Source organism: Streptomyces bicolor, assembly GCF_000719285.1.
Taxonomy (GTDB): domain Bacteria; phylum Actinomycetota; class Actinomycetes; order Streptomycetales; family Streptomycetaceae; genus Streptomyces; species Streptomyces bicolor.
Window position 1 is genome coordinate 476,966 of record NZ_JOFS01000009.1, and the last position, 18,668, is coordinate 495,633.

Annotated in this window: 19 protein-coding genes; 16 read left to right on the forward strand and 3 right to left on the reverse strand. The window is 69.3% G+C overall.

Going from position 1 to position 18,668, the window contains the following annotated elements; genetic code table 11:
* Positions 1-23 precede the first annotated feature (23 nt).
* The 3 genes from IF78_RS0115230 to IF78_RS0115240 all read left to right on the forward strand — a co-directional run bounded on the left by IF78_RS0115230 (position 24) and on the right by IF78_RS0115240 (position 2,861).
* The gene (locus IF78_RS0115230) at positions 24-1,367 is read left to right on the forward strand and encodes a glutamine synthetase family protein (protein WP_234439720.1); all 1,344 of its coding nucleotides are present in this window, start codon (positions 24-26) and stop codon (positions 1,365-1,367) included.
* A gap of 109 nt (positions 1,368-1,476) precedes the next feature.
* Positions 1,477-1,821: a LuxR C-terminal-related transcriptional regulator gene (locus IF78_RS0115235; protein ID WP_031477173.1), complete on the forward strand. Its 345-nt coding sequence runs from the start codon at positions 1,477-1,479 to the stop codon at positions 1,819-1,821.
* Entirely contained in the window at positions 1,818-2,861 is a 1,044-nt protein-coding gene (locus tag IF78_RS0115240) for a phosphotransferase enzyme family protein (RefSeq protein WP_051827870.1), read from the forward strand. Before IF78_RS0115235 ends, IF78_RS0115240 begins: the two co-directional genes overlap by 4 nt.
* Positions 2,862-3,001: 140 nt before the next feature.
* Here IF78_RS0115240 and IF78_RS0115245 read toward each other — a convergent pair whose 3' ends face one another.
* Entirely contained in the window at positions 3,002-3,478 is a 477-nt protein-coding gene (locus IF78_RS0115245) for an SAM-dependent methyltransferase (protein ID WP_031477175.1), read from the reverse strand.
* Between the two features lie 378 nt (positions 3,479-3,856).
* Between IF78_RS0115245 and IF78_RS0115250 the strand changes: the two genes are divergently transcribed.
* Positions 3,857-5,746, forward strand: coding sequence for an ATP-binding cassette domain-containing protein (locus IF78_RS0115250; protein WP_051827872.1), 1,890 nt, complete (start codon positions 3,857-3,859; stop codon positions 5,744-5,746).
* A 308-nt stretch (positions 5,747-6,054) separates the two neighbouring features.
* Here IF78_RS0115250 and IF78_RS48405 read toward each other — a convergent pair whose 3' ends face one another.
* Together IF78_RS48405 and IF78_RS48410 are read right to left on the reverse strand one after the other, a co-directional pair.
* Positions 6,055-6,774: a hypothetical protein gene (locus IF78_RS48405; protein WP_158751386.1), complete on the reverse strand. Its 720-nt coding sequence runs from the start codon at positions 6,772-6,774 to the stop codon at positions 6,055-6,057.
* Between the two features lie 430 nt (positions 6,775-7,204).
* Positions 7,205-7,423: a hypothetical protein gene (locus IF78_RS48410; RefSeq protein ID WP_158751388.1), complete on the reverse strand. Its 219-nt coding sequence runs from the start codon at positions 7,421-7,423 to the stop codon at positions 7,205-7,207.
* Between the two features lie 81 nt (positions 7,424-7,504).
* Between IF78_RS48410 and IF78_RS48415 the strand changes: the two genes are divergently transcribed.
* From IF78_RS48415 to IF78_RS0115320, 12 genes are all read left to right on the forward strand, one after another.
* The gene (locus tag IF78_RS48415) at positions 7,505-7,879 is read left to right on the forward strand and encodes a hypothetical protein (protein ID WP_158751390.1); all 375 of its coding nucleotides are present in this window, start codon (positions 7,505-7,507) and stop codon (positions 7,877-7,879) included.
* Positions 7,869-8,300: a DUF6093 family protein gene (locus tag IF78_RS0115270; protein ID WP_158751392.1), complete on the forward strand. Its 432-nt coding sequence runs from the start codon at positions 7,869-7,871 to the stop codon at positions 8,298-8,300. Before IF78_RS48415 ends, IF78_RS0115270 begins: the two co-directional genes overlap by 11 nt.
* Positions 8,300-8,728 (forward strand): HK97 gp10 family phage protein, encoded by a 429-nt coding sequence (locus tag IF78_RS0115275; RefSeq protein ID WP_031477181.1) that lies wholly within the window; start codon positions 8,300-8,302, stop codon positions 8,726-8,728. Before IF78_RS0115270 ends, IF78_RS0115275 begins: the two co-directional genes overlap by 1 nt.
* Positions 8,725-9,168, forward strand: coding sequence for a hypothetical protein (locus IF78_RS0115280; protein ID WP_158751394.1), 444 nt, complete (start codon positions 8,725-8,727; stop codon positions 9,166-9,168). The genes IF78_RS0115275 and IF78_RS0115280 overlap by 4 nt, the downstream gene beginning before the upstream one ends.
* Positions 9,169-9,299: 131 nt before the next feature.
* Positions 9,300-9,932 (forward strand): phage tail tube protein, encoded by a 633-nt coding sequence (locus tag IF78_RS0115285; protein ID WP_031477183.1) that lies wholly within the window; start codon positions 9,300-9,302, stop codon positions 9,930-9,932.
* A gap of 2 nt (positions 9,933-9,934) precedes the next feature.
* Positions 9,935-10,489, forward strand: a complete 555-nt coding sequence (locus IF78_RS0115290; RefSeq protein ID WP_031477184.1) for a hypothetical protein — start codon at positions 9,935-9,937, stop codon at positions 10,487-10,489.
* Complete coding sequence (locus tag IF78_RS46110) at positions 10,432-10,830, forward strand: TFIIB-type zinc ribbon-containing protein (protein WP_037640465.1); 399 nt, start codon at positions 10,432-10,434, stop codon at positions 10,828-10,830. The genes IF78_RS0115290 and IF78_RS46110 overlap by 58 nt, the downstream gene beginning before the upstream one ends.
* A 37-nt stretch (positions 10,831-10,867) precedes the next feature.
* Complete coding sequence (locus tag IF78_RS0115300) at positions 10,868-15,136, forward strand: phage tail tape measure protein (RefSeq protein WP_031477185.1); 4,269 nt, start codon at positions 10,868-10,870, stop codon at positions 15,134-15,136.
* Positions 15,136-16,086 carry a phage tail family protein gene (locus IF78_RS0115305; RefSeq protein ID WP_031477186.1) on the forward strand — a complete coding sequence of 317 codons (951 nt, stop codon included), beginning with the start codon at positions 15,136-15,138 and terminating at the stop codon, positions 16,084-16,086. The genes IF78_RS0115300 and IF78_RS0115305 overlap by 1 nt, the downstream gene beginning before the upstream one ends.
* A 13-nt stretch (positions 16,087-16,099) precedes the next feature.
* Positions 16,100-17,026 carry a hypothetical protein gene (locus tag IF78_RS0115310; RefSeq protein ID WP_158751396.1) on the forward strand — a complete coding sequence of 309 codons (927 nt, stop codon included), beginning with the start codon at positions 16,100-16,102 and terminating at the stop codon, positions 17,024-17,026.
* Between the two features lie 2 nt (positions 17,027-17,028).
* Entirely contained in the window at positions 17,029-18,132 is a 1,104-nt protein-coding gene (locus IF78_RS0115315) for a hypothetical protein (RefSeq protein ID WP_031477188.1), read from the forward strand.
* On the forward strand, positions 18,133-18,570 hold the full coding sequence (locus IF78_RS0115320; protein ID WP_031477189.1) for a hypothetical protein: 438 nt from the start codon (positions 18,133-18,135) through the stop codon (positions 18,568-18,570). It begins immediately after the preceding gene.
* The last annotated feature ends 98 nt before the right edge of the window (positions 18,571-18,668 follow it).

An 18,668-nucleotide genomic window follows, 5' to 3' on the forward strand; every position in this document is an offset into this window, starting at 1 on the left:
CCTCCGCGGATCATCCTGCTCGCGTGTTCGGTGTCGAGGAGCTGCGCAGGGCCGTCGGTGCTGGGCTGATCGACACAGTGCTCCTTGCTGTTCCGGACCTGCAGGGGCGCCTCAAGGGCAAACGGTACGGGGCACGGCACTTTCTCAACCGCGTGCTCGACGGTGGCGCTGAGATGTGCGCCTACATCCTGGCCACGGACCCCGAGATGACCCCGGTCGACGGATTCGCCCTCACCTCCTGGGCCAGCGGGTATGAGGACCTGCGCGTCGAGCCGGATCCGTCGACGCTGCGGGTCCTGCCCTGGATGCCACGCACCGCCCTCATCCTCGGCCACGCCCTCGGCCCGGAAGGAGAGCCCATCGAAGTCGCTCCCAGACAGATCCTGCGCCACCAGCTGACACGCCTCGCCAGCCACGGTCTGCACGCCCAGGCCGGCCTGGAGACCGAATTCGTCCTCTACCGCGGCGCCTACACCCCGACCAGCAGAATCGGCCTCAACGGGCTCGTGCCGGTGACCGTCGACAACCTGGACTACGCACTCGACCACCCCCCGGAGTACGACCGGTTCTTCCGGCGCCTGCAGGGCTCGCTGTCCAGGGCCGGGATGCCCGTGGAGGCCATCAAGACGGAAGGTGCTCCCGGCCAGGTCGAGGTCACCTTCCCCTACGGAGCGGCGCTATCCGCCTGCGACAACCACGTCGTCTTCAAGCACGCCGTGCGCACCCTGGCCAACCGGTCCGCCATGACCGCCACCTTCATGGCCGCGCCCCAGACCGGTGTCGCCAGCGGACTCCACCTGCACATCTCACTCACCCGCAGCGGCAACCCCATGCTCTCCGACCCAGCCGGCCAACTCTCCGAGACCGGCGGGCAAGCGGTCGCCGGACTGCTCGCGGCCCTCCCCGGGCTCGCCCCGCTGTATGCGCCGAACACCAACTCCTACAAGCGATTCACGCCAGGCTCCTTCGCCCCCACCCACATGACCTGGGGGCCGGACAACCGCACCTGCGCTATACGGATCGCTGGCCACGGCACGGGACTGCACCTGGAAGTCCGTCTCCCTGGGGCCGACGCGAACCCCTACCTCGCCCTCTCCGCCGCCATAGCCGCCATCGTCCATGGCATAGAGCAGCGTCTCACCCCGCCACCGCCCTGCACCACCAATGCCTACGAGACCGTGGACGTACCCCTCGTGCCGCTCACCCTCGACCAGGCCCGCTCCGCCTTCCGGCACAGCCCCGTCGCTCAGGGGTCGTTCGGCATGGACGTCGTCGAACACTACGCCCACCTCGCCCAACTCGAGCTCGATCATCACCGCGGCATCGTCACCGACGCAGAACAGGCCCGCTGGTTCACCCGCGCCTGATCCACGCTGCCAGTGACCAGGCCCGGACGGGGAGGCCCCCCTCGCCGGTGCTGGCCGCCCCGGTAGCCAGCCAAAACCCGGGCGGGTTGAAGAACGAAGAAGGAAGAGCATGTCTGCACGCCCCAGTACGGTTCCCGACCGGCTGACCCCAGCACAGGACCAGGTCCTCCACAAGATCGCCAACGGTCTCGACACCGAGGCGACAGCCCTCGCCCTCAACATCACGCGCGGCACGGTGAGCGTCCAGGCGTCGTCCACGAGCCGTCGGCTCGGGGTGAGCGGCCGCGCTGCTCTCACCGTGCTGCGCGACTCGGCCTTCAGCGACGTCACCGAGACCATCATCCCTGTGCGCCGAACGTGGAGCGTCGAGTACGCCACAGGCGATGTGCTCACCGAGGACAACGCGTTCACCGTGCACACCGCCCGGCGGCATTCTTCCCTGGAAGGACGATGAGCGAGATGGACACGGACTGGAACGAGGAACTGGTGGCCGACGTGCTGGCCGACCAGTACGGGATCGCCGTCGAAACGGTCGAGATGGTGCCGATGGGCACCGACACCATCAACCGGCGCGTGCTGACGGCCGACGGCCGCCGGCTCTTCGTGAAGGAGTACGGGGCGACCGTGGACCTCACGGCAGTCCGAGCGGCCTGGGACATGGCGGAGTACTGCCGCGCGGCACAGCTTGCCGTGCCGAGGGTATGGCCCGACCAAGACGGCAGTTTCGTCGCGGTGGCCGAAGGAAGTGCTTGGGCGGTGGCCGATGAAGCTCCGGGTCGGGTGGCCACCTCGGCGATGACGGTAGCGCGAGCCGAACAGATCGGCATGGTCCTGGGACGTATGCACCGAGTCCTGGCCGCCTATCCGCTGCCCCGGCTACGGCAGCACACACGGTGGCGAACCGGTTCGGTCGAAGACGCCATGGTCAAAGCCGGCGCCGTGCTGGCGGCCGCTAAGCGGCAGCAGCACCCGGACATGGTGCTTCTGAGCCACGAACTCAACCAGCGGTGCGATGACTTGCGCGCACACGTGGACGGTCTACGAGCGGGGCTTCCCGAGGAGTTCGTGGAGCAGGCCGTGCACGCCGACTTCACCCGCACGAACATGCTCGTCCTCGCCGATGTCGTCACCGGCGTCATCGACTTCCGCGGAGCGAGGGCGTTTCCGGCCTGGGAGCTGGGGCGCGCTGCCTTCGACCCCCGTACGGTCGCCATCAGCGACCAGTGGGCTGACTGCGCTCTGGTGATGATTCAGGCTTACCGATCTGAGAACCCCACTCTGCCGTTGGCCGACGTCGTGGCGTGCGTACGTGTTGCGCTGCTCTACATGCTGTTCAGCTTCTACGGCGCGGTCACATCCGAGTACGGCCTGCCTGCGGAAGCGGAAGCGGACTTGCAGCGGCACTGGCACGAGCGGCAGACCAGCATCAGCCGACTCCTGGATCTCGAAGATGTGCTCCGCTCCACCACTGAGCGACCTGGAGGCCGAACGTGATCGATGCGTGGCACTGGCTCGTGACCGGCAGCTCTTACCCCTGCCACCCGCATGCCGTCTCCGGAACCGCGGAGCCCGCCAAGGGGTTGCACGAAAGGGTGCTGAAAGTGGCATGTTCCCGCGCTGAAGCGCGCCCTGGCTCAGTCTTGAGCCTGGCCCCAGTAGTCCGACAGCATCTCGGCTGGCCACTTCGGCTCCCGGACTTCGCCACGGGGACCCATTTCCGCGAAGTATGGCCCCAGGTCGTAGACGGGGGTGCCGTCGATAGCGTCGAGGTCGGTGACGTGCAGGTCCAGGCCGTTGACCTTAAGGAGGCGTGGGAAGGACTGCGCGAGCTGGTTCGGGCGACGATGGTTTCGGTGCACGAACGTGCCGGTGGCCGGCCACCGCGGGTTGTTACGAGGGCTGCGTGCATGCAGGGCGACATCACTGGGAGACGCCTTGTGGAAGTGCCAGACGACCAGCAGGTGGGAGAACTCCTCAAGGCCCCGTACCACCTCGAGGGGGAAGCCGCTGTTCAGTCGGATGATCGCGCTCCCGCTCCAATGGTCGTCGGTGACTTCGGTACGCCCTCCAACCACGATGCCGATGGGCTTGATCTCCAGCGACTGAGTCATGCGCTTTCCCCTTGATCCTCGTCGTGACGCCGTCAATCTACGGGGGCCAGACGGGCGTCAGAGCATCCAACTCGGCGATGGCCGGGGACCGACACGCTGCCGTGGCCCTCACGTTGGTCATCACGCCGTAGGGCGACGGAACACGGTCGCCCCTCGGGCAGGAAACCTCAAAAGTCACAACCGCCACAGGTGTCGGCGTTTCGGCCAACTTCGGTCGCCCTGAAAGCCGTACGTCACCACGACCACGCGTTCGACGCCCCCAGATTCCAGGCCTGTGCGTCGTCCGAAATCGAGCGCGTTCGATTCGCTCGCAGCCTCGTTGAGCCTGGCACCGCGACACCGCCCAGGTGCCGCAACAACCGCACAGGAGGGACGCAGTTGACCGCCACTGACACCCCGATCGAAGCCCCGCAAACGCCCCCTCCTCCGCCCCCAGCGACCATCTCGTTCGAGAGCAACTACGGGAAGAACCCGCTGGGAGAGGCCACCTTCACAGCCATGTGCGCCCGGCTGCCCAGCGTGTTGCGGCAGACCGCGCAGATGGCGTGGGCCATCGACCGGCTGGCCGTCATCCTGCTCCTGGTGTGCCAGGTGCTCACCGGCGTCACCGCCGCCGTAGTGCTGGCATTCACGGCAAAGGCCATGCAGCACCTCGTCGGTGACGGGCCCGTGTCCGAACGGCTGCACGCCGCCTTCCCCGCGCTCGTGGTCATCACGGCAGCGGTCGCCGTTGGCCGAATCTCCAGCGCGCTGTCCTCCTACGGTGACGGCCGGATCAGCCCCGGGTTGATCACGGCGGCCGACACCGCCCTGGTCGAGGCAGTCTGCCGAGTGGAAGCCTCCGCATACAGCGAAGACGGGTTCGCCAACCGGCAGGAAGCCGCCGAAGTCGGCGTCTCGCGCACCACGATGATGGTCAAGGACGCGCAGCGGTTCACGGCTGCTTCCGTTCGTATGATCGCCGCCAGCGGAGTCCTCACGGCGCTGCACCCTCTGATGCTGCCGTTGCTACTCCTGGCTGTCGTGCCCGCGGGCCTCGGTGCCGTGCTCTCCGCCCGAGTCGACTACGAGACGCACTACGCCAACGTCGGTGACCGCAACGTACGAGGCATGATGCGCTGGTGGGCGACCACCTCCCGACACGGCGACGAAGTCCGTGCCAACGGCATGACCGACTACATCGTGTACTGGTACCGCACTCTGTCCAAGCGCATCGACCAGCGCACCCTTACTGCTGCTCCCCGCATGCTGCGCATCGTGCTGACCACCTCGGCTCTCGGTGGCATCTTCCTCCTCGCCACCTGGGCCACCCTCGCCTGGCTGGCCTCCACCGGACGCCTGGACCTGGCCATCGCCGCCACCGCTGTCGTCGCCGTCCAGACCTCATTGGCCGCCTTGTCCCAGCTCGTCATCAACGGGGCTGCACTGTTCCACACCTCCCTGTACCTCGCCGACATGCGCTCCTTCCTCGACCTCGCCGCCGAGCGCGCCCCCAAGCGTGGCGAGGCGAAGATCTCCGCACCGGTCGAAGAGATCCGTCTGGAGGATGCGCTCTACTGCTACCCCGGCAAGGAGCGGCCGGCCGTCGACCACGTCTCCCTGACCCTGCGCCGGGGCGAGATCCTGGCGATCGTCGGCGAGAACGGCTCCGGAAAGTCCACCCTCAGCAGGCTGATCACCGGGATCCTCCTACCCGACAAAGGCCGTGTGACCTGGGACGGAGTCGATCTGGCCTCCGCCGACCCGAGCAGTGTGTGGGCGCACACGGGCCTGGTCCCGCAGATCTTCGCTCAGTGGCCCCTGCGCGCCCGGGAGAACGTAACGCTCGGGCAGCCCCGCACCTTCCACGACGAACCCGTGTGGGAGGCCATCGACGCCGTCGGCATGCGCACCGCGATCGAAGAGCTACCCAAGGAACTGGACACACTCCTTGCCCGAGAGTTCTTCGGTGGCTCCGAACTGTCCGGTGGGCAGTGGCAGAGGTTGGCCTGCTCCCGTGCGCTCTACCGGCGCTCGGCACTGTTGATCCTGGACGAGCCCACCTCGCAGATGGACCCGCGCGGTGAGCACGACATCTTCGAGGAGATCAAGAGCATCGCCGCAGACCGCATCACGGTGGTGGTCACTCACCAACTCGAAAACACCAAGATCGCCGACCGGATCATCGTCATGCAAGACGGCCGGATCACCGAACAGGGCCGATACGAGGAACTCGCCAACGGCGGCGGGCTCTTCGCAGAACTCCTCGCCCTGGCCAAGGACCGCTGATACCCGACCAACCCACGTCTAGGATCCGCAGTTCCGTGAGCACTGTCGGCGGATCATGAGCACTGTCCGAGCAAATCCGGGTGACCATGAGCACTGGTTACGCTCAGCGGAGGGGGCTGAGTAGACGGCTGCGGCGCGTGCCCCCCGCACAGCCTGGTCGTGACGTGGCGCATATACAACTGCGGGCGATGCGCAACCACAGGCCCTTCCGCCGTCAAGTCGAAGGTGTAGGTGGGCGCCGGACATCTTCCCCGCGCCCACGGTGTCCTTTGAAGTTGGTGACCCTTTCCCAACGGTGGAGTCCCAGCTCAGCCGTCAAGCGTGAAGATCATCCAGTGCCACGCTGCACCCCGGTAGCGGGTGTCGAACTCATCCACCGTCGTCCAGCCACTCATCCACCGTCCGCCGCCGTGGTATTTCGCCTGGCAGGAGCACGTGCACTCGAACAGGCGGGCATGCCTGCATGCCCCATTGCACTTCTCGTCAGGGTTGTACTCACGTCCGAGGACAATGCGCTTGTTGCGGCGCAACAGTTGCCTCGTCACGTTCAGAAAGTGCCGGTTGGCGAACGTCCAGCACATCCTGTCGCCGTTCCACTGGAGACTGTGTGTGGTGGGCAGCAGATCACTGATGAGCCGCTGGTGCTCCGGCATGCTGCGCCGGGGCAGCCAGATACCGGTCGGGCTGCCGCCGGGGAGAGCGATAGCTGGAAGGTAGTCGCCCCGCCAGGCAGGCAGCCAGTCGGGCACCGGCACGGGCGTGTTGTCCTCCGCCCGTGACGAATGCCCGGCGCGGTCGAGGAAGACTCGGTGGACGTAGCGGCTCCTGTCCCCAAGAGTCGCCCGCGGCGCCTCAGTGCGCCTACGCCAACGCAGTTGCGGGTCTTCCTTAGCCAGAGCCAGCGGAACCCGCTGGCCGGAAGCCGTGCAGCGATAGGGCATATCCCGCGAGCGCCAGTGCGGGACGATTTTGCCATCCTCGACCTTGACGATCTGGCCACATGTGCCACATATGGGTTCCTTCGCCAAGGGGTACGCCTCTCACCTGGTAGGGCAGTCGCAGCACTATCGCCGGATAGTAGGCGGTTGCGCCCGATCAGGTGGCACAAATCCAGACAGCAGTCTGTTCTCGCCGTGGACCGGCCCAGCCCGGCGGCCACGGTCCGGTATACGCGCTGTTCCCGGCGATCTGCGCCGCATCTGGGCGGAGTTGGTGGTAAGAGGCACGCCATCCAGCCGATCAGCCGACGTTCCACATAGCCGGTGAACCCCGACTAGGGAAACCGGCGATCGTCATGACCATTGGTACATCGTTCGTTGTCACAGGCTCAGCCGAGGGGGAACGCCGATTGCTCACCATCCACCGACAAACGTCACTGCTCACTGCGCCCGGATTCTGGCGTTTCCGCAGGAGCCAGTGCTCACGAAGTCGCGGACCCTAGACCACGGCGGGCGGACGTCACTCCTGCCGTGAACGCTCGTTGTAGCGGGCCTGCGCCGCGCCCTGAACAAACTGTGTGAGGAGGCCGGCGCAGCCGCCCGCGAATATGGCGGCGACGATGCCGCCTGTTGCGATGTCGGGCGTGCTGACGATGATCGCGATGGCGACGGCGCAGGTGACGATGATCCCAAGTGGCTTGGTCGGCACGCGGTACCACCACGGCGTACGTGCCCCCATGGGCACCTCCCTGTCCACGTGCCGGATCGCGTAGATATCGTACTGGCAGGGCTGTCCGACAGCCGTTCTAGCGTCGTGGGAATGGATCACGACAGCGACGAGAACGTGCACCGAGTACAGATCACCGCTCGCGGCGCGAAGGCCGCGATCGAGATCGACGGGCGGCGGGTAGACCCGGGTGCGTTGAGTGGCTACACCGTCAGCCACCGAGAAGGAGAGCCGCCGCAGGTGGTCCTCTACTCCGGGGACCACGTCGAAACCATCTTCGAGGGCATGGCCCGTGTCGCTGTTGCCGACGTGCCCGACCCCGGCCCGGCCGCCGCCGTCTTTCTGGCGGCGATTGACGCTGCGGAACTGGAGCGGGCCGCGCTGGCCAGGCCCGACCTCGGCACCGGCCCGCACTCCTTGACGCAGGCGATGCTCACCCAGCTCGTGGAGTGGGCGCGTGGCCTTTGACGTGGAGGGTGCACGCCGGGTTGTCGGCCGCATCCTGGACGACAAGCTCGAAGTGTGGCGGGACGGCGCCGGCCGCGCGGACGATGTGCTGGACGAAGCCACCGGGCAGCTCGTGTCCCCGACGCCTGACGAGTGCTTGGTCTGGGACGGGCTCGGCGCCGTGATGCCGCTGGGCCATCCCGCGATCACCCGGCCGCTGAGCGGTGCCGTCGCAGTCGAGCCGTCCACGACGGACTACCAGGCCGTGCTCCCCGTTGATGCTCCGGAACTCCGGCCGGACGACGTGGTGCGCGTGGCCGGATCGGTGAGGCCCGGCGGGCCGCGTGATCCTCAGCTGATCGGCCGCCGCTTCCGCGTCTCGGACGAGACCGTGGGCACCTACAGCGTGGTGCGCATCGTCAGGGTGCAGGTGATCGACTGATGGCACCGGCGAACCCGCACCCCAACGCCCACCCGGCCGCGACCGCGTTCCGTGATCCCATCGCGCTGGCCGCCGCCCTGGCCCGGATGGGTCCGGCCACCCGCGCCCGCACGCGGACGATCACCCGGCACCACGCCATGCTGCTGCGGGTCCGCATCCAGCGGAACGCGAGCGGCAGGCCCGGACCGAACGTGATCACCGGGCAGTACCGCGCATCATGGGACGTGCGGATGCGCACCGCTGGCGGCGAGGTCACCGCCGAGGTGTTCTCCGACGCCCCGCAGGCGCGACGACTGGAATACGGCTTCGTCGGCGTCGACAGCCTCGGGCGGCACTACCGGCAGCCGCCGTTCCCGCACGTCGAGCCCGCGTTCCAGCAAACCGAACCGGCGTTCATCCAGGCCCTGGCCGACGGGGTGCTGCCGTGATCGCTCGTCTTCCGGTGACCCGCGCGCTCGCCGCCCTCCTGGAGGACACCACGGGCCGCCCTTGCGGTGTCGGTGAACTCCCGCGCGTTCAGGGGGATTCCGGCTGGGAGCCCGCGCCCGTCCCGTACACGATCCTCGACTCGCTGCCCGCCGAGTTCGCAGGCCCACCCCTGTGGGACTGGCACGCCGATGCCTCCTGGTCCTACCAGGTCACCTCGGTCGGGGAACGAGCCGATCAGGTCGAGTGGCTGGCCGACCGCGTACGCGCCGGGGTCGTCGGCCGGACCGACGGACGCTGGACCCACGACCTGCACGTTCCCGAAGCACGCGTCATCGACCGGGAGTTGACCTACGACGCCGGAGGAGAGCCCTCGGTGTCGGCGGCAGGCGCTATCGTGTCCTACGTGCAGCGGGTCACGATCACCGTGACCCCAGCATGAAGAATCGATTCTTCTGATCCTCACCGCGGAGGCCCGCGCGGACGCTAGGCCCCAGGCCAGGCGAACCCCCTTTGAACCTCAAGGGGCAGGGCCTCGGCACGGGACGCTGCCCCAGAAGTGGGAGCGGACCTGTGTCCACGAGCACGAAGAAGACCCAGACCCGATTTCTGCGGCGCGGCATCTCCAAGATCCTGTGGTCCAAGGACCTCAACGACCCGAAGTACCCCAGCCGACGGGAGATCACCAACGCGTTTGGCCTGACCGATGCCGTCTCGGACATCGAGGGCTGGGCGCTGGAGAACGACCCCATCGAGACCCCCGACATGGGCTCGACCTTCAACTCCTCGATCCCGGGCAACGACAAGGCCGAGAACTCCAGCCTGACCTTCTACGAGGACCGGTTCTCCGACGCGATCGAGCAGCGGCTCCCCAAGGGCGCGAAGGGCTACGTCGTCCTGCTCCGCAAGGGCGATCTGCCCGGCTCTCGCTCGGTGGACGTGTTCCCTGTCCAGGTCGCTACCCGCGCCGCGACGTACAGCACCGGCAACGAGGCCGCGAAGTTCAAGGTGGACTTCACGATCACGGACGAGCCGTCGCTCGACCGTCCGGTGCCGCAGGCGCAGCCCAGTCCGCTGCCGGATCAGGACTGCGACGAGGACCACGACCACGGGCACGACGGTGACCATGTCGACGTGACCGTGGTCAGCACCACGGAGACCAAGACCGAGGCGACGGTCCGCGAGCACGACGCTGACGAGGGCTGATCGTGTCGCGCCCCGCACAGGCCAAGCGCCCGTCCCCCTCCGCCACGGCGGCGGAGGGGGCGTGGTCGGCCAAGATGGAACGGCTCCGCCGCCGAGCCCGCCCGCAGAACCGGCTCCGCATCTGCGATGACGCCGAGCTGCGCCAGCGGTACGACGAGGCTGAGCAGGCCGCCCGCCGTGCCCGGTTCGTCGCCGAGGCCAACCCGGGTGACGAGCTGGCCGCGCGCCAGGCAACCGACGCTGATGCGGCGCGGGACCAGGCCCTGGCGGCGCTCGACGCTGCCTCGGAGTTCCTGACCTTCCGCGCCCTTCCGCGCCCGGTGCTGGAGGAGCTGATCAGCGAGCACCCGCCCACCGAGCAGCAGGCGGAGGAGGGGGCGATCTTCAACGCCGACACCTGCCCCGCCGCGCTGGTGGCGGCGGCGTCCGTGGACGGCATGAGCCGCGAGGAGGCCGAGGAGCTGCTGAACGGCTGGTCGGCGCCGGACGCCAACGCGCTGTGGGACGCCGCCTGGCAGATCCAGCAGGAGAGCCGGGTCGAGCTGGGAAAAGGCTGAGCCGTGACGCCGGCCTGCGCGCCGAACTGGAGCTGTGCGAGCGGTACGGCATTCCGCACTCGCAGTTCCTCGGCGGCGACGGCCGCTGGTCCGACCTCGACCGGGCCAAGGCGTTGGCCTGGGCGGAGTGGCAGCGGTCGGTGTGCCCGGAGTGCCACACCCGGCTGGAGGAGTGGGACCGCGAACGCGGCGGCGACCCACACGCCTACGTCACCGACACCCTGCGCTGCCCCGGCTGCGAGCTGATCGAGCAGGAACGCGATCACGTCCCCCAGGACCGGTCCGGCTACGGCGTGAAGATCCAGCTCCTGCCGCGCGAGCAGTACGAGCCGCGCCCCTGATCCACCCTCGCACCATGTAAGTAAGGAGGCCGCCGCGGTGGCCGGGTTCACCCTCACGGTCGCGATGCGCGCCGAGGTCCGCGACCTGATCGCGGGAACCCGTGCTGCCTCCGCCCAGATGCGGACGCTGGGGGACCGGACTGACGCCGCGAACCGGTCTCTGGCCCGGCTGGATGCCAACGGGGCGCAGCTCGCTGCGCAGTTCGCTGCGCTGAATCGTTCCTCCCGCGCGGCCGTCGGGGAGCTGAACCGGATCACTGCCCGCGCCGGGGCGGCCCGTGCCGCGCTGCGCGCGGCCGGGGACGACGGCGCACGGTCGATGTCCCGGCTCCAGCGGGCGACCGCCGGGGCTGGTCGGCGGGGCCTGTCCGCCACGAACATGCTCGCGGGCGGCGCCCTCGTCCTGGGCACCGGCGAGGTCATCGAGGAGGGCAACAAGTACCAGCGGCAGATGAATCTCTTCCGCGCGGTGACGGACGCGACCGCCGGACAGATGAAGCGGGCCGCCGCCGTCGCCCGCGAACTCGGCAACGACCTGACGCTGCCCACCTCGACGTCGGCGGACGCCGCCGAGGGCATGGTCGAGCTGTCGAAGGCCGGCTTCCGTGCGGACCAGTCGATCGACTCCGTACGCGCCTCGCTCCAGCTCGCGGCGGCGGCCGACGTCAACGCCGCCACGTCGGCCAAGTATTTGGGCGACATCATGGATCAGTACGGCCTCGGTGCTGATCAGGCGTCCCGTGCGGCAGACACTCTCGCCGCCACCGCCAACAACGCGTCGGGCTCGATCACTGACATCTACTACTCGATGCGGTACGCGGGCCCGGTCGCGAACGCGCTCGGCGTCACCCTCCAGGACACGGCCGCCGCGGTCGGAATGCTCGGCAAATCCGGCATCCTCGGGCAGACGGCAGGCACGAGCTTGCGCGGGATCTTCGCCAACCTCGCCGCGCCGACGCCAATCATGAAGAACGCCCTGCGCGACCTCGGGATCGAAGCCTGGGACGCCCAAGGGCGCTTCAAGGGCCTGCGCACGGTGATCGACGGCCTGTCCAAGGCCGAACACTCCATGAACCAGCAGGACTTCGTTGCTGGAGTGACCCGCGCGTTCGGCAAGCCCGCGCTCAGTGGCGCGGTCGCGCTCGCCCACCAGGGCACCGAGTCCTTCGACGCCCTGTCGATGGCTGTACGGCAAACCGGTTCGGCCGCGTCCATCACCGCCTCGCGCGGCGAGGGCCTTGCCGGTGCCATGACGCAACTGCGCACCCAGGCACGGCAGACCGGCATCGCCCTGTACGAGGGGATGGCACCCGGCCTGGAGTGGGTGACCCGCCTGCTCACCCGCGGGATGTCCGGGGCCACGCCGTACCTGACCACGGCGCTGGAGTACGGGCGGAACATCGCCACGCTATACGGGCCGGAACTGAAGGAGCAGACGAAGGACGGGCTCAGCGGCCTCATCGAGGAGGCCCAGCAGCTCGTCGGCCCGCTCAAGGACATCGGTGAGCACTCCCTCGCCACCGGTCTCAACCTGCTGATCAACGCGGGCCGCACCCTCGGAGACGTCCTGTCGAACGCCGCCGACGGCGCGGAACCGATCCTGGAGGCCGTCTCCGGGCTCGGGGAGGAAGGCGGCGCGGCGGCCGGGACGCTCGACATCATCGCCACCGTCGCCAACCTCGCGATGGACGCGGTCTCGGGCCTGTCGATGGTGCTCGTCCCGATCGGTCACGCCGTCGGCGGTCTGGTCAGCGCCTTCGGCGCACTGCCTGGCCCGATCCAGTCCGCCGCCCTGGCCATGCTCCTGTTCCGCCGCGCCCAGCCGGCGCTGACGAACATGGCGACCACCCTGACCGGACCCGTCCGCTCGGGCTTCACCTCCTTCAACCAACAGATGCGCGTCCAGCAGTCGTTGGCCGCCTCGTCCGGCGTCGCCCTCTCGAGGTACGGCGCGGCCTGGGCCGCCGTCCAGGCTCGACTCGGGTTCCTCGGCAACATGACCTCCGCGTTCCGCAGCGCGAACGGTGCCGGAGTCACGTTCATGGGCACGCTCAACGGCGTCGGGAGGGCAGCCGGATCGGGACTGCGCTCGGCGCTCGGCGGCGTGACCAACGCGCTCGGCGGACCGTTCGGCGTGGTCATGGCCGGGGTGTCGGTGGGCCTGGGGCTGCTCGCCGCGCGGCAGCAGAAGGCGGCTCAGGCCGCGGCCGAGCACCAGCAGCGCGTGTCCACGCTCACGTCCGCGCTGCGCGAGTCCGGCGGGCAGATCGACAGCAATGTCCGCAACGCGGCGGCGCAGTCGCTGTTGGACACGAAGACGGAACAGGGCCAGCTCACCAAGGTGATGGAGCAGGCCGGGGTCCCGCTGGCCTCGCTCACCGACGCCTACCTCGGCCAGGGCACCTCGCTGGACGCGCTGCAGAAGCAGCTCCAGGCCACGGCCGACAAGCACAAGGTGTGGAAGGACGTCGCCGCTGGCAAGGCGACGGTCCAGGACTACTCCGAGGTCGGCCAGCAGTACAAGGACGCCGCCGACGCGCTCGGCTCCGTCAAGGGCGAGATGGCCGGGGCGCTGAAAAATGCCAAGGACCTGGCCAAGGCCACTAAGGGTGCCGGAGACGGCACCTCGGCGTACGACCGGCTGAAGCAGGCGGTCGGCGGGCTGGCCGACCAGACCGCCGACGCCGATACGCGCACCCGGTCCCTGAAGTCCGCGCTCGACCTGCTGTCCGGCGGCCAGATCTCCCTCCAGGCGGCCGAGGCCAAGGTGAACTCGGCCGTCCTCGACCTGCAAGACGGCAGCAAAAACGTCGACCGCAGCCAGGGGTACGGCGGCAAGCAGCTCGTCAACGAGGACAAGACCCTCAACACCACGACGCGGAACGGGCAGGGCCTCTACACCCAGCTCACCGCGCTCTCCGACGCGGCGGCCGACGCCTCCGTGGCGACCTTCGACCTGGCCCAGCGCAACGGCGAGGACCTGCCGGCCGCGCTGGCGAAGGCCCGCGAGCAGATGAGCCGCGCCCGGTCCGAAGCGATCCAGGCCGCCCGCGGCTACGGACTGACCAAGACCCAGGCCGAAGGCGTCGCGGACAGCCTAGGCCTGCTGCCGTCCAAGGTGTCGCTGCTGCTCCAGACCAAGGGCATGGACAGCACCCTGGCGAACCTCATCGCCGTCCAGGCGGAGTTCCAGCGGCTGCCGAACGCGAAGACGATCAAGGTCGACTCGCTGTCCGACGGGGCCCAGAAGAAGCTGAGGAGCCTGGGATTCACCGTGAAGACGGTGCCCGGCACCCGGCAGATCAAGATCACCGCGCCGACCGCAGGGGCGAAGAAGAACCTCGACACCCTGATCGACAAGCTCGGCCGCACCCCGAACAGCAAGAACGTGAAGGTCTCCGCGCCCACCGCCGCAGCGATCAAGAGCCTGGAAGCCGTGCAGGCGAAGATCCGCGCGACACCAGGCGCGAAGTCCGTCGTCGTGCGCGCGCCGACGGCCGAGGCCCGCAAGCAGTTGGAGGCCCTGGGGTTCCGGATCGAGAAGGTTCCGGGCTCGAAGAACGTGAAGGTCACGGTGCCCACCGGCGGCCCGCGGAAGGCGGCCGACTCCATCCAGGAGCGCATCAACTCCCTGCGCGGCAAGGAGGTCACGGTCACCACCCGGCATGTCTCGATCTTCAGCCAGCTCGCCGAGCAGAACACCAACGTCGCGGACGCCATCCGGCGCCAGGCCGACGCGCAGGCCCGCGCCGCCAAGAAGCACGCGGACGGGGCGGTTGTCGACTACTTCGCGGACGGCGGCGTCACCGGGGGAACGGGCCGCGAGCGGCACGTCGCGCAGATCGCCCCGGCCGGGAGTTACCGCATATGGGGGGAGCGGGAGACAGGCGGGGAGGCTTATGTGCCTTTGGCCGCTGCCAAGCGCGAGCGCAGCAAGGCGATCGTGGAGACCGTGGTCGACCGGTTCGGCGGCCAGGTCGAGTGGTACGCCAACGGCGGCGTCCGAAACGCCCGCGGCCGCGACTACAGCCCGATGCTCGCCAGGTCCTTCAAACAGGCCCGCAGCGTCGCGGCGATGGCGGGCGTCGTCCGCTCCTTCGACCTGCGCACCGGCAGCGACCGCGCCCGCACCCGCGTGGTCGACGCACGCGCTGGCGGCCGGGTCCAGGTCGTCGTCGTGCGCGAGCAGCAGCCGCTGATCGGCTCCATGCCGGTCACCGTCACCGACAGCGGAGCCACCCCCGAGCAGATCGGCACCGAGATGATGCGCACCCTGCGCAACGCGCAGCGGGGCGGGAGAGTGTGATGAGCACAGCACCGAACAAGAACCCCGAACTGGCCCCGTTTCAATACGAGATCGGCGGCGTCGTCCTGGGCACCGGCAGCCTCGTCCCGGTCGGGAACATCGAAGGTCTCGGCTCCCCGGCCACCCGGTCGCAGGACGCCGACAACGCCAATGGCGACGGCACCGCCCCCGGCCGCGACTTCTACGGTCCGCGCCCCCTGCGCTTCGAGGCGGGCATCAAGACGCCCGGCGACCCGGTGAAGGCCGCCGAGATCCTCGCCCGGCTGGAACGCGCCCTGGACGACCCCGCCGCCCGGACCAGCCCGGACGGCCGCCACGTCCTGCGCGGCCGGTGGCCCAGTCACACAACGCGGCGCATGTACGGGCGACTTCGCCGTATGGAGGCCACCAGCACTGCCACCGCCGTGCACGGCTGGATCCCCCTGGACATCGAGTTCGTCGGCCTGGACAACCCTCGCTGGTACGACGACGAGCTTTCGCAGCTGACGCTCGGCCTAGACCAAGCCGCCCACGCGACCACCGCGGACCGCACCGTCGACGAGGCGATGGGCCGACCCGCCGCCTGGTGCCGCCCCGCTGACCGTGAGCACCGCCCGGCCGACGAGCGGCCTGGATGGGTCACCAACCACGGTGACGTGCCGACCTACCCGAGCCTGCGCGTGCACGGGCCGGTCGCTGGACCGCGGATCTGGAACACGGTCACCCGCCGTGTCCTCGAACTCGACCTGTCGCTGCGCGAGGGCGAGTGGGTGGAGCTGGAGACCCGGCCCGGCACCTGCTGGGCCCTGCGCAACGGCACCGTCAACGTGGCCAACGACCTTAGCCCCGCATCCCGTCTCGACCTGTTCACCCTGCCGCCCGGACGGTCCGAGATCGCGTGGAGCGCGAACGACCCGTCCGGCACCGCGCGCCTCGAGGTGGCGTGGCGGTCGGCGTACACCACCCTGTGAACGGAGAGCATTCGTGACGCTGCAACCCCCGATGATGGTGCGCGGGGCCGACCACTCAGCCCGCGCGATGCGCCTGATGATCCGCGACCTTGCTCGCGGCCGGCAGGGCGTCGCCGGGAGCGAGGACCTGAAGGTCCGACCGCTGGAGACCCCCGGCCCCGGTGTTCGGGTCGGCGACGGCTCTGCTCTGATCCACGGTGCCCGGCCGTGGCAAGGGGCCTACACCCAGTCCAACATTGGCGACACCGTGGTCGAAGTGCCGCCGACCGGGCCGGTGGCCCGCACCGACCTGCTCGTGCTGCGCATCGAGGACCCGGAGTTCGAAGGCGACCGCGACCCGCGCCGCGAGGAGATCGGCTACTTCCACCTCATCCAGGGCATCGGCTCGCAGGACACCACCGCGCTGCGGGAGATGACGGCGATCCCGCTGGCTCGCATCACCATCCCTCGGAACACCGCGACGATCACCGCCGGGATGATTACCGATCTGCGTCGGCTGGCCAACCCGCGCACCGAGCGCACCCTGCGCACCGTGCACCCGACCACCACGGAGGAGGTGCCGGGCAAGCATGGCCAGTGGGCGGCCTGGCCCAAGGAGGCCGCCTGGGATGTGGACGTCCCAGCTTGGGCGACGACGGCCACCGTCATCGTCACCCTATCTGGCCTGCGCGCCGGGGCAGGCTCCGTCTATGCAGAGCTGCGCACCCGGCTCGGGGAGCGCGCCGCGAAGCCGACCGTCGTGGACGACGACGGCACCACCACCCGCCGCTCCTCCGTGACCCTGGCCGACACGCTCGCCGTGCCGCCCACCTACCGGGGCACCCGCCAGCACCTGGCCGTCGAAATCAACCAGAACGACAAGTACGGCGACGGCGACCTGACCGTGGCCAAGGGCACGACGGTCACGCTCGACGTCGCGTTCACGGAAGGGCCTGCGTGACGATGGCCGACTACCGTTACATCGTCGCGCGGGCCGCGACCGGCGACGTTCTGCACTGGAACCTGCCGCTGAGCGAGGTCGAGTACGGCCCGGAGATATCCGGACCCGGCTCGCTGAAGGCCACCCTGCCGACCGCGTTCCGCCGCTCCCTTGGTGACGCGCTCGACGCCGGCGACACGGTGCTCCTCGTCGAGCGCAACGCCCGCCTCGACTGGGGCGGGCTGCTGTGGCGCGCCGAACCGGAGGGCAACACGCTGCCCGTCGAAGCCTCCGGGTTCACGAGCTACCTTCACCGCCGCTTCGACCTGCACGGCAACCTCGGCGGACGCGGCCCGTACATCGAAGCGGACCCGTGCGAGGTGATCAGCGATGTGTGGGCGTACGCGCAGGCGCAGCCGGACGGCGACCTCGGCGTGGTCGTGGACGACACGAAGTCGAAGGCGAAGACCGGCACCGCGAAGGACCCGTACACCACCTCCAAGACCGATCCGCGCAACCTCGGCGAGATGGTGGACGAGATGGCCGAGATCGATGACGGCCTGGAGTGGTCGGAGACCGTGGCATGGCGCGGGCGTCGCGCCGAGCGTCGCATCATCCTCGGTGCGCCGCGCCTTGGCCGGCGCCGCGAAGACCTGACGTTCACCACCGGCGCCAACGTGGTCGGCACCCCGCACGTCATCAAGGACGCCGACTCCTACGCCCAGTGGGTCATCGGCCTGGGCGCGGGCGAGGGCAAGAAGCGCAAGGTCGTCGTGGACGGCGTGCGCAACGGCCGCCTGCGCCTGGAACACCGGCTGGAGACGAGCGAGAAGGACGAGGCGAAGCTGAAGCAGCGGGCCCGCCGCGAGCGGCTGGCCCGCCAGGTCCTGCCCTCCCTGACCGAGCTGGAGATCATCGACCACCCGGCGGCTCCGATCGAGGCCCTGTGCATCGGGGACGACGTACGGATCCGTCTGTTCGAGCCGCACACCGAGTACGACGGCTGGTGCCGGATCGTCGGCTGGACGGTGCGGCCCGGCGAGGGCGAGACGGCCGAGCGCGTGACGCTGAAGCTGGAGCGCACCAACAAGCCCGAGGACGAGACGGGCGAGGAAGAGGAGCAGTAGGTGCCGGACACGATCGCCGACCTCGGCCGCCGACTGGCCAAGCTGGAGAAGCGGGTCGTCACCCTGGAGCGCGCCCGCCGCGCGCCGTACCCGGAGTGGCGCGACCTTCCGCTGACCGGCGACACCACCGTCCCCGACGAGGAGCAGCCGCCGCAGTTCCGCGCCAACCCCTGGGACACGACCGAATTCTGCGGCCGTATCGGACTGGCGAGCGGCCGGGCCGCCGACGAGCAACTGGTCGCGCTGCTGCCCGAGGGGTACTGGCCGGAAGCCCCGCGCACGGTCCATGTCGCCTCCGACGCGGCACGCCGCAGCCTCCAGCTCGACATCGACCCGAAGGGCATGGTGCGGCTGCGCGTCCAAGGCGGCGGCAGCGTCCGCGCGTCCTGGATCAGCCTCGACAGCACCTCGTTCCGGACCGACCGCGACGACACCTGACCGGCTGCGCACCCCGGCCACCGGCCGGCGTGCCGCCGGTAGCATGACGCCTGGGTGACCCTCCACCCGCTTCGCACTCCCGAGGGACCGGACCGCCG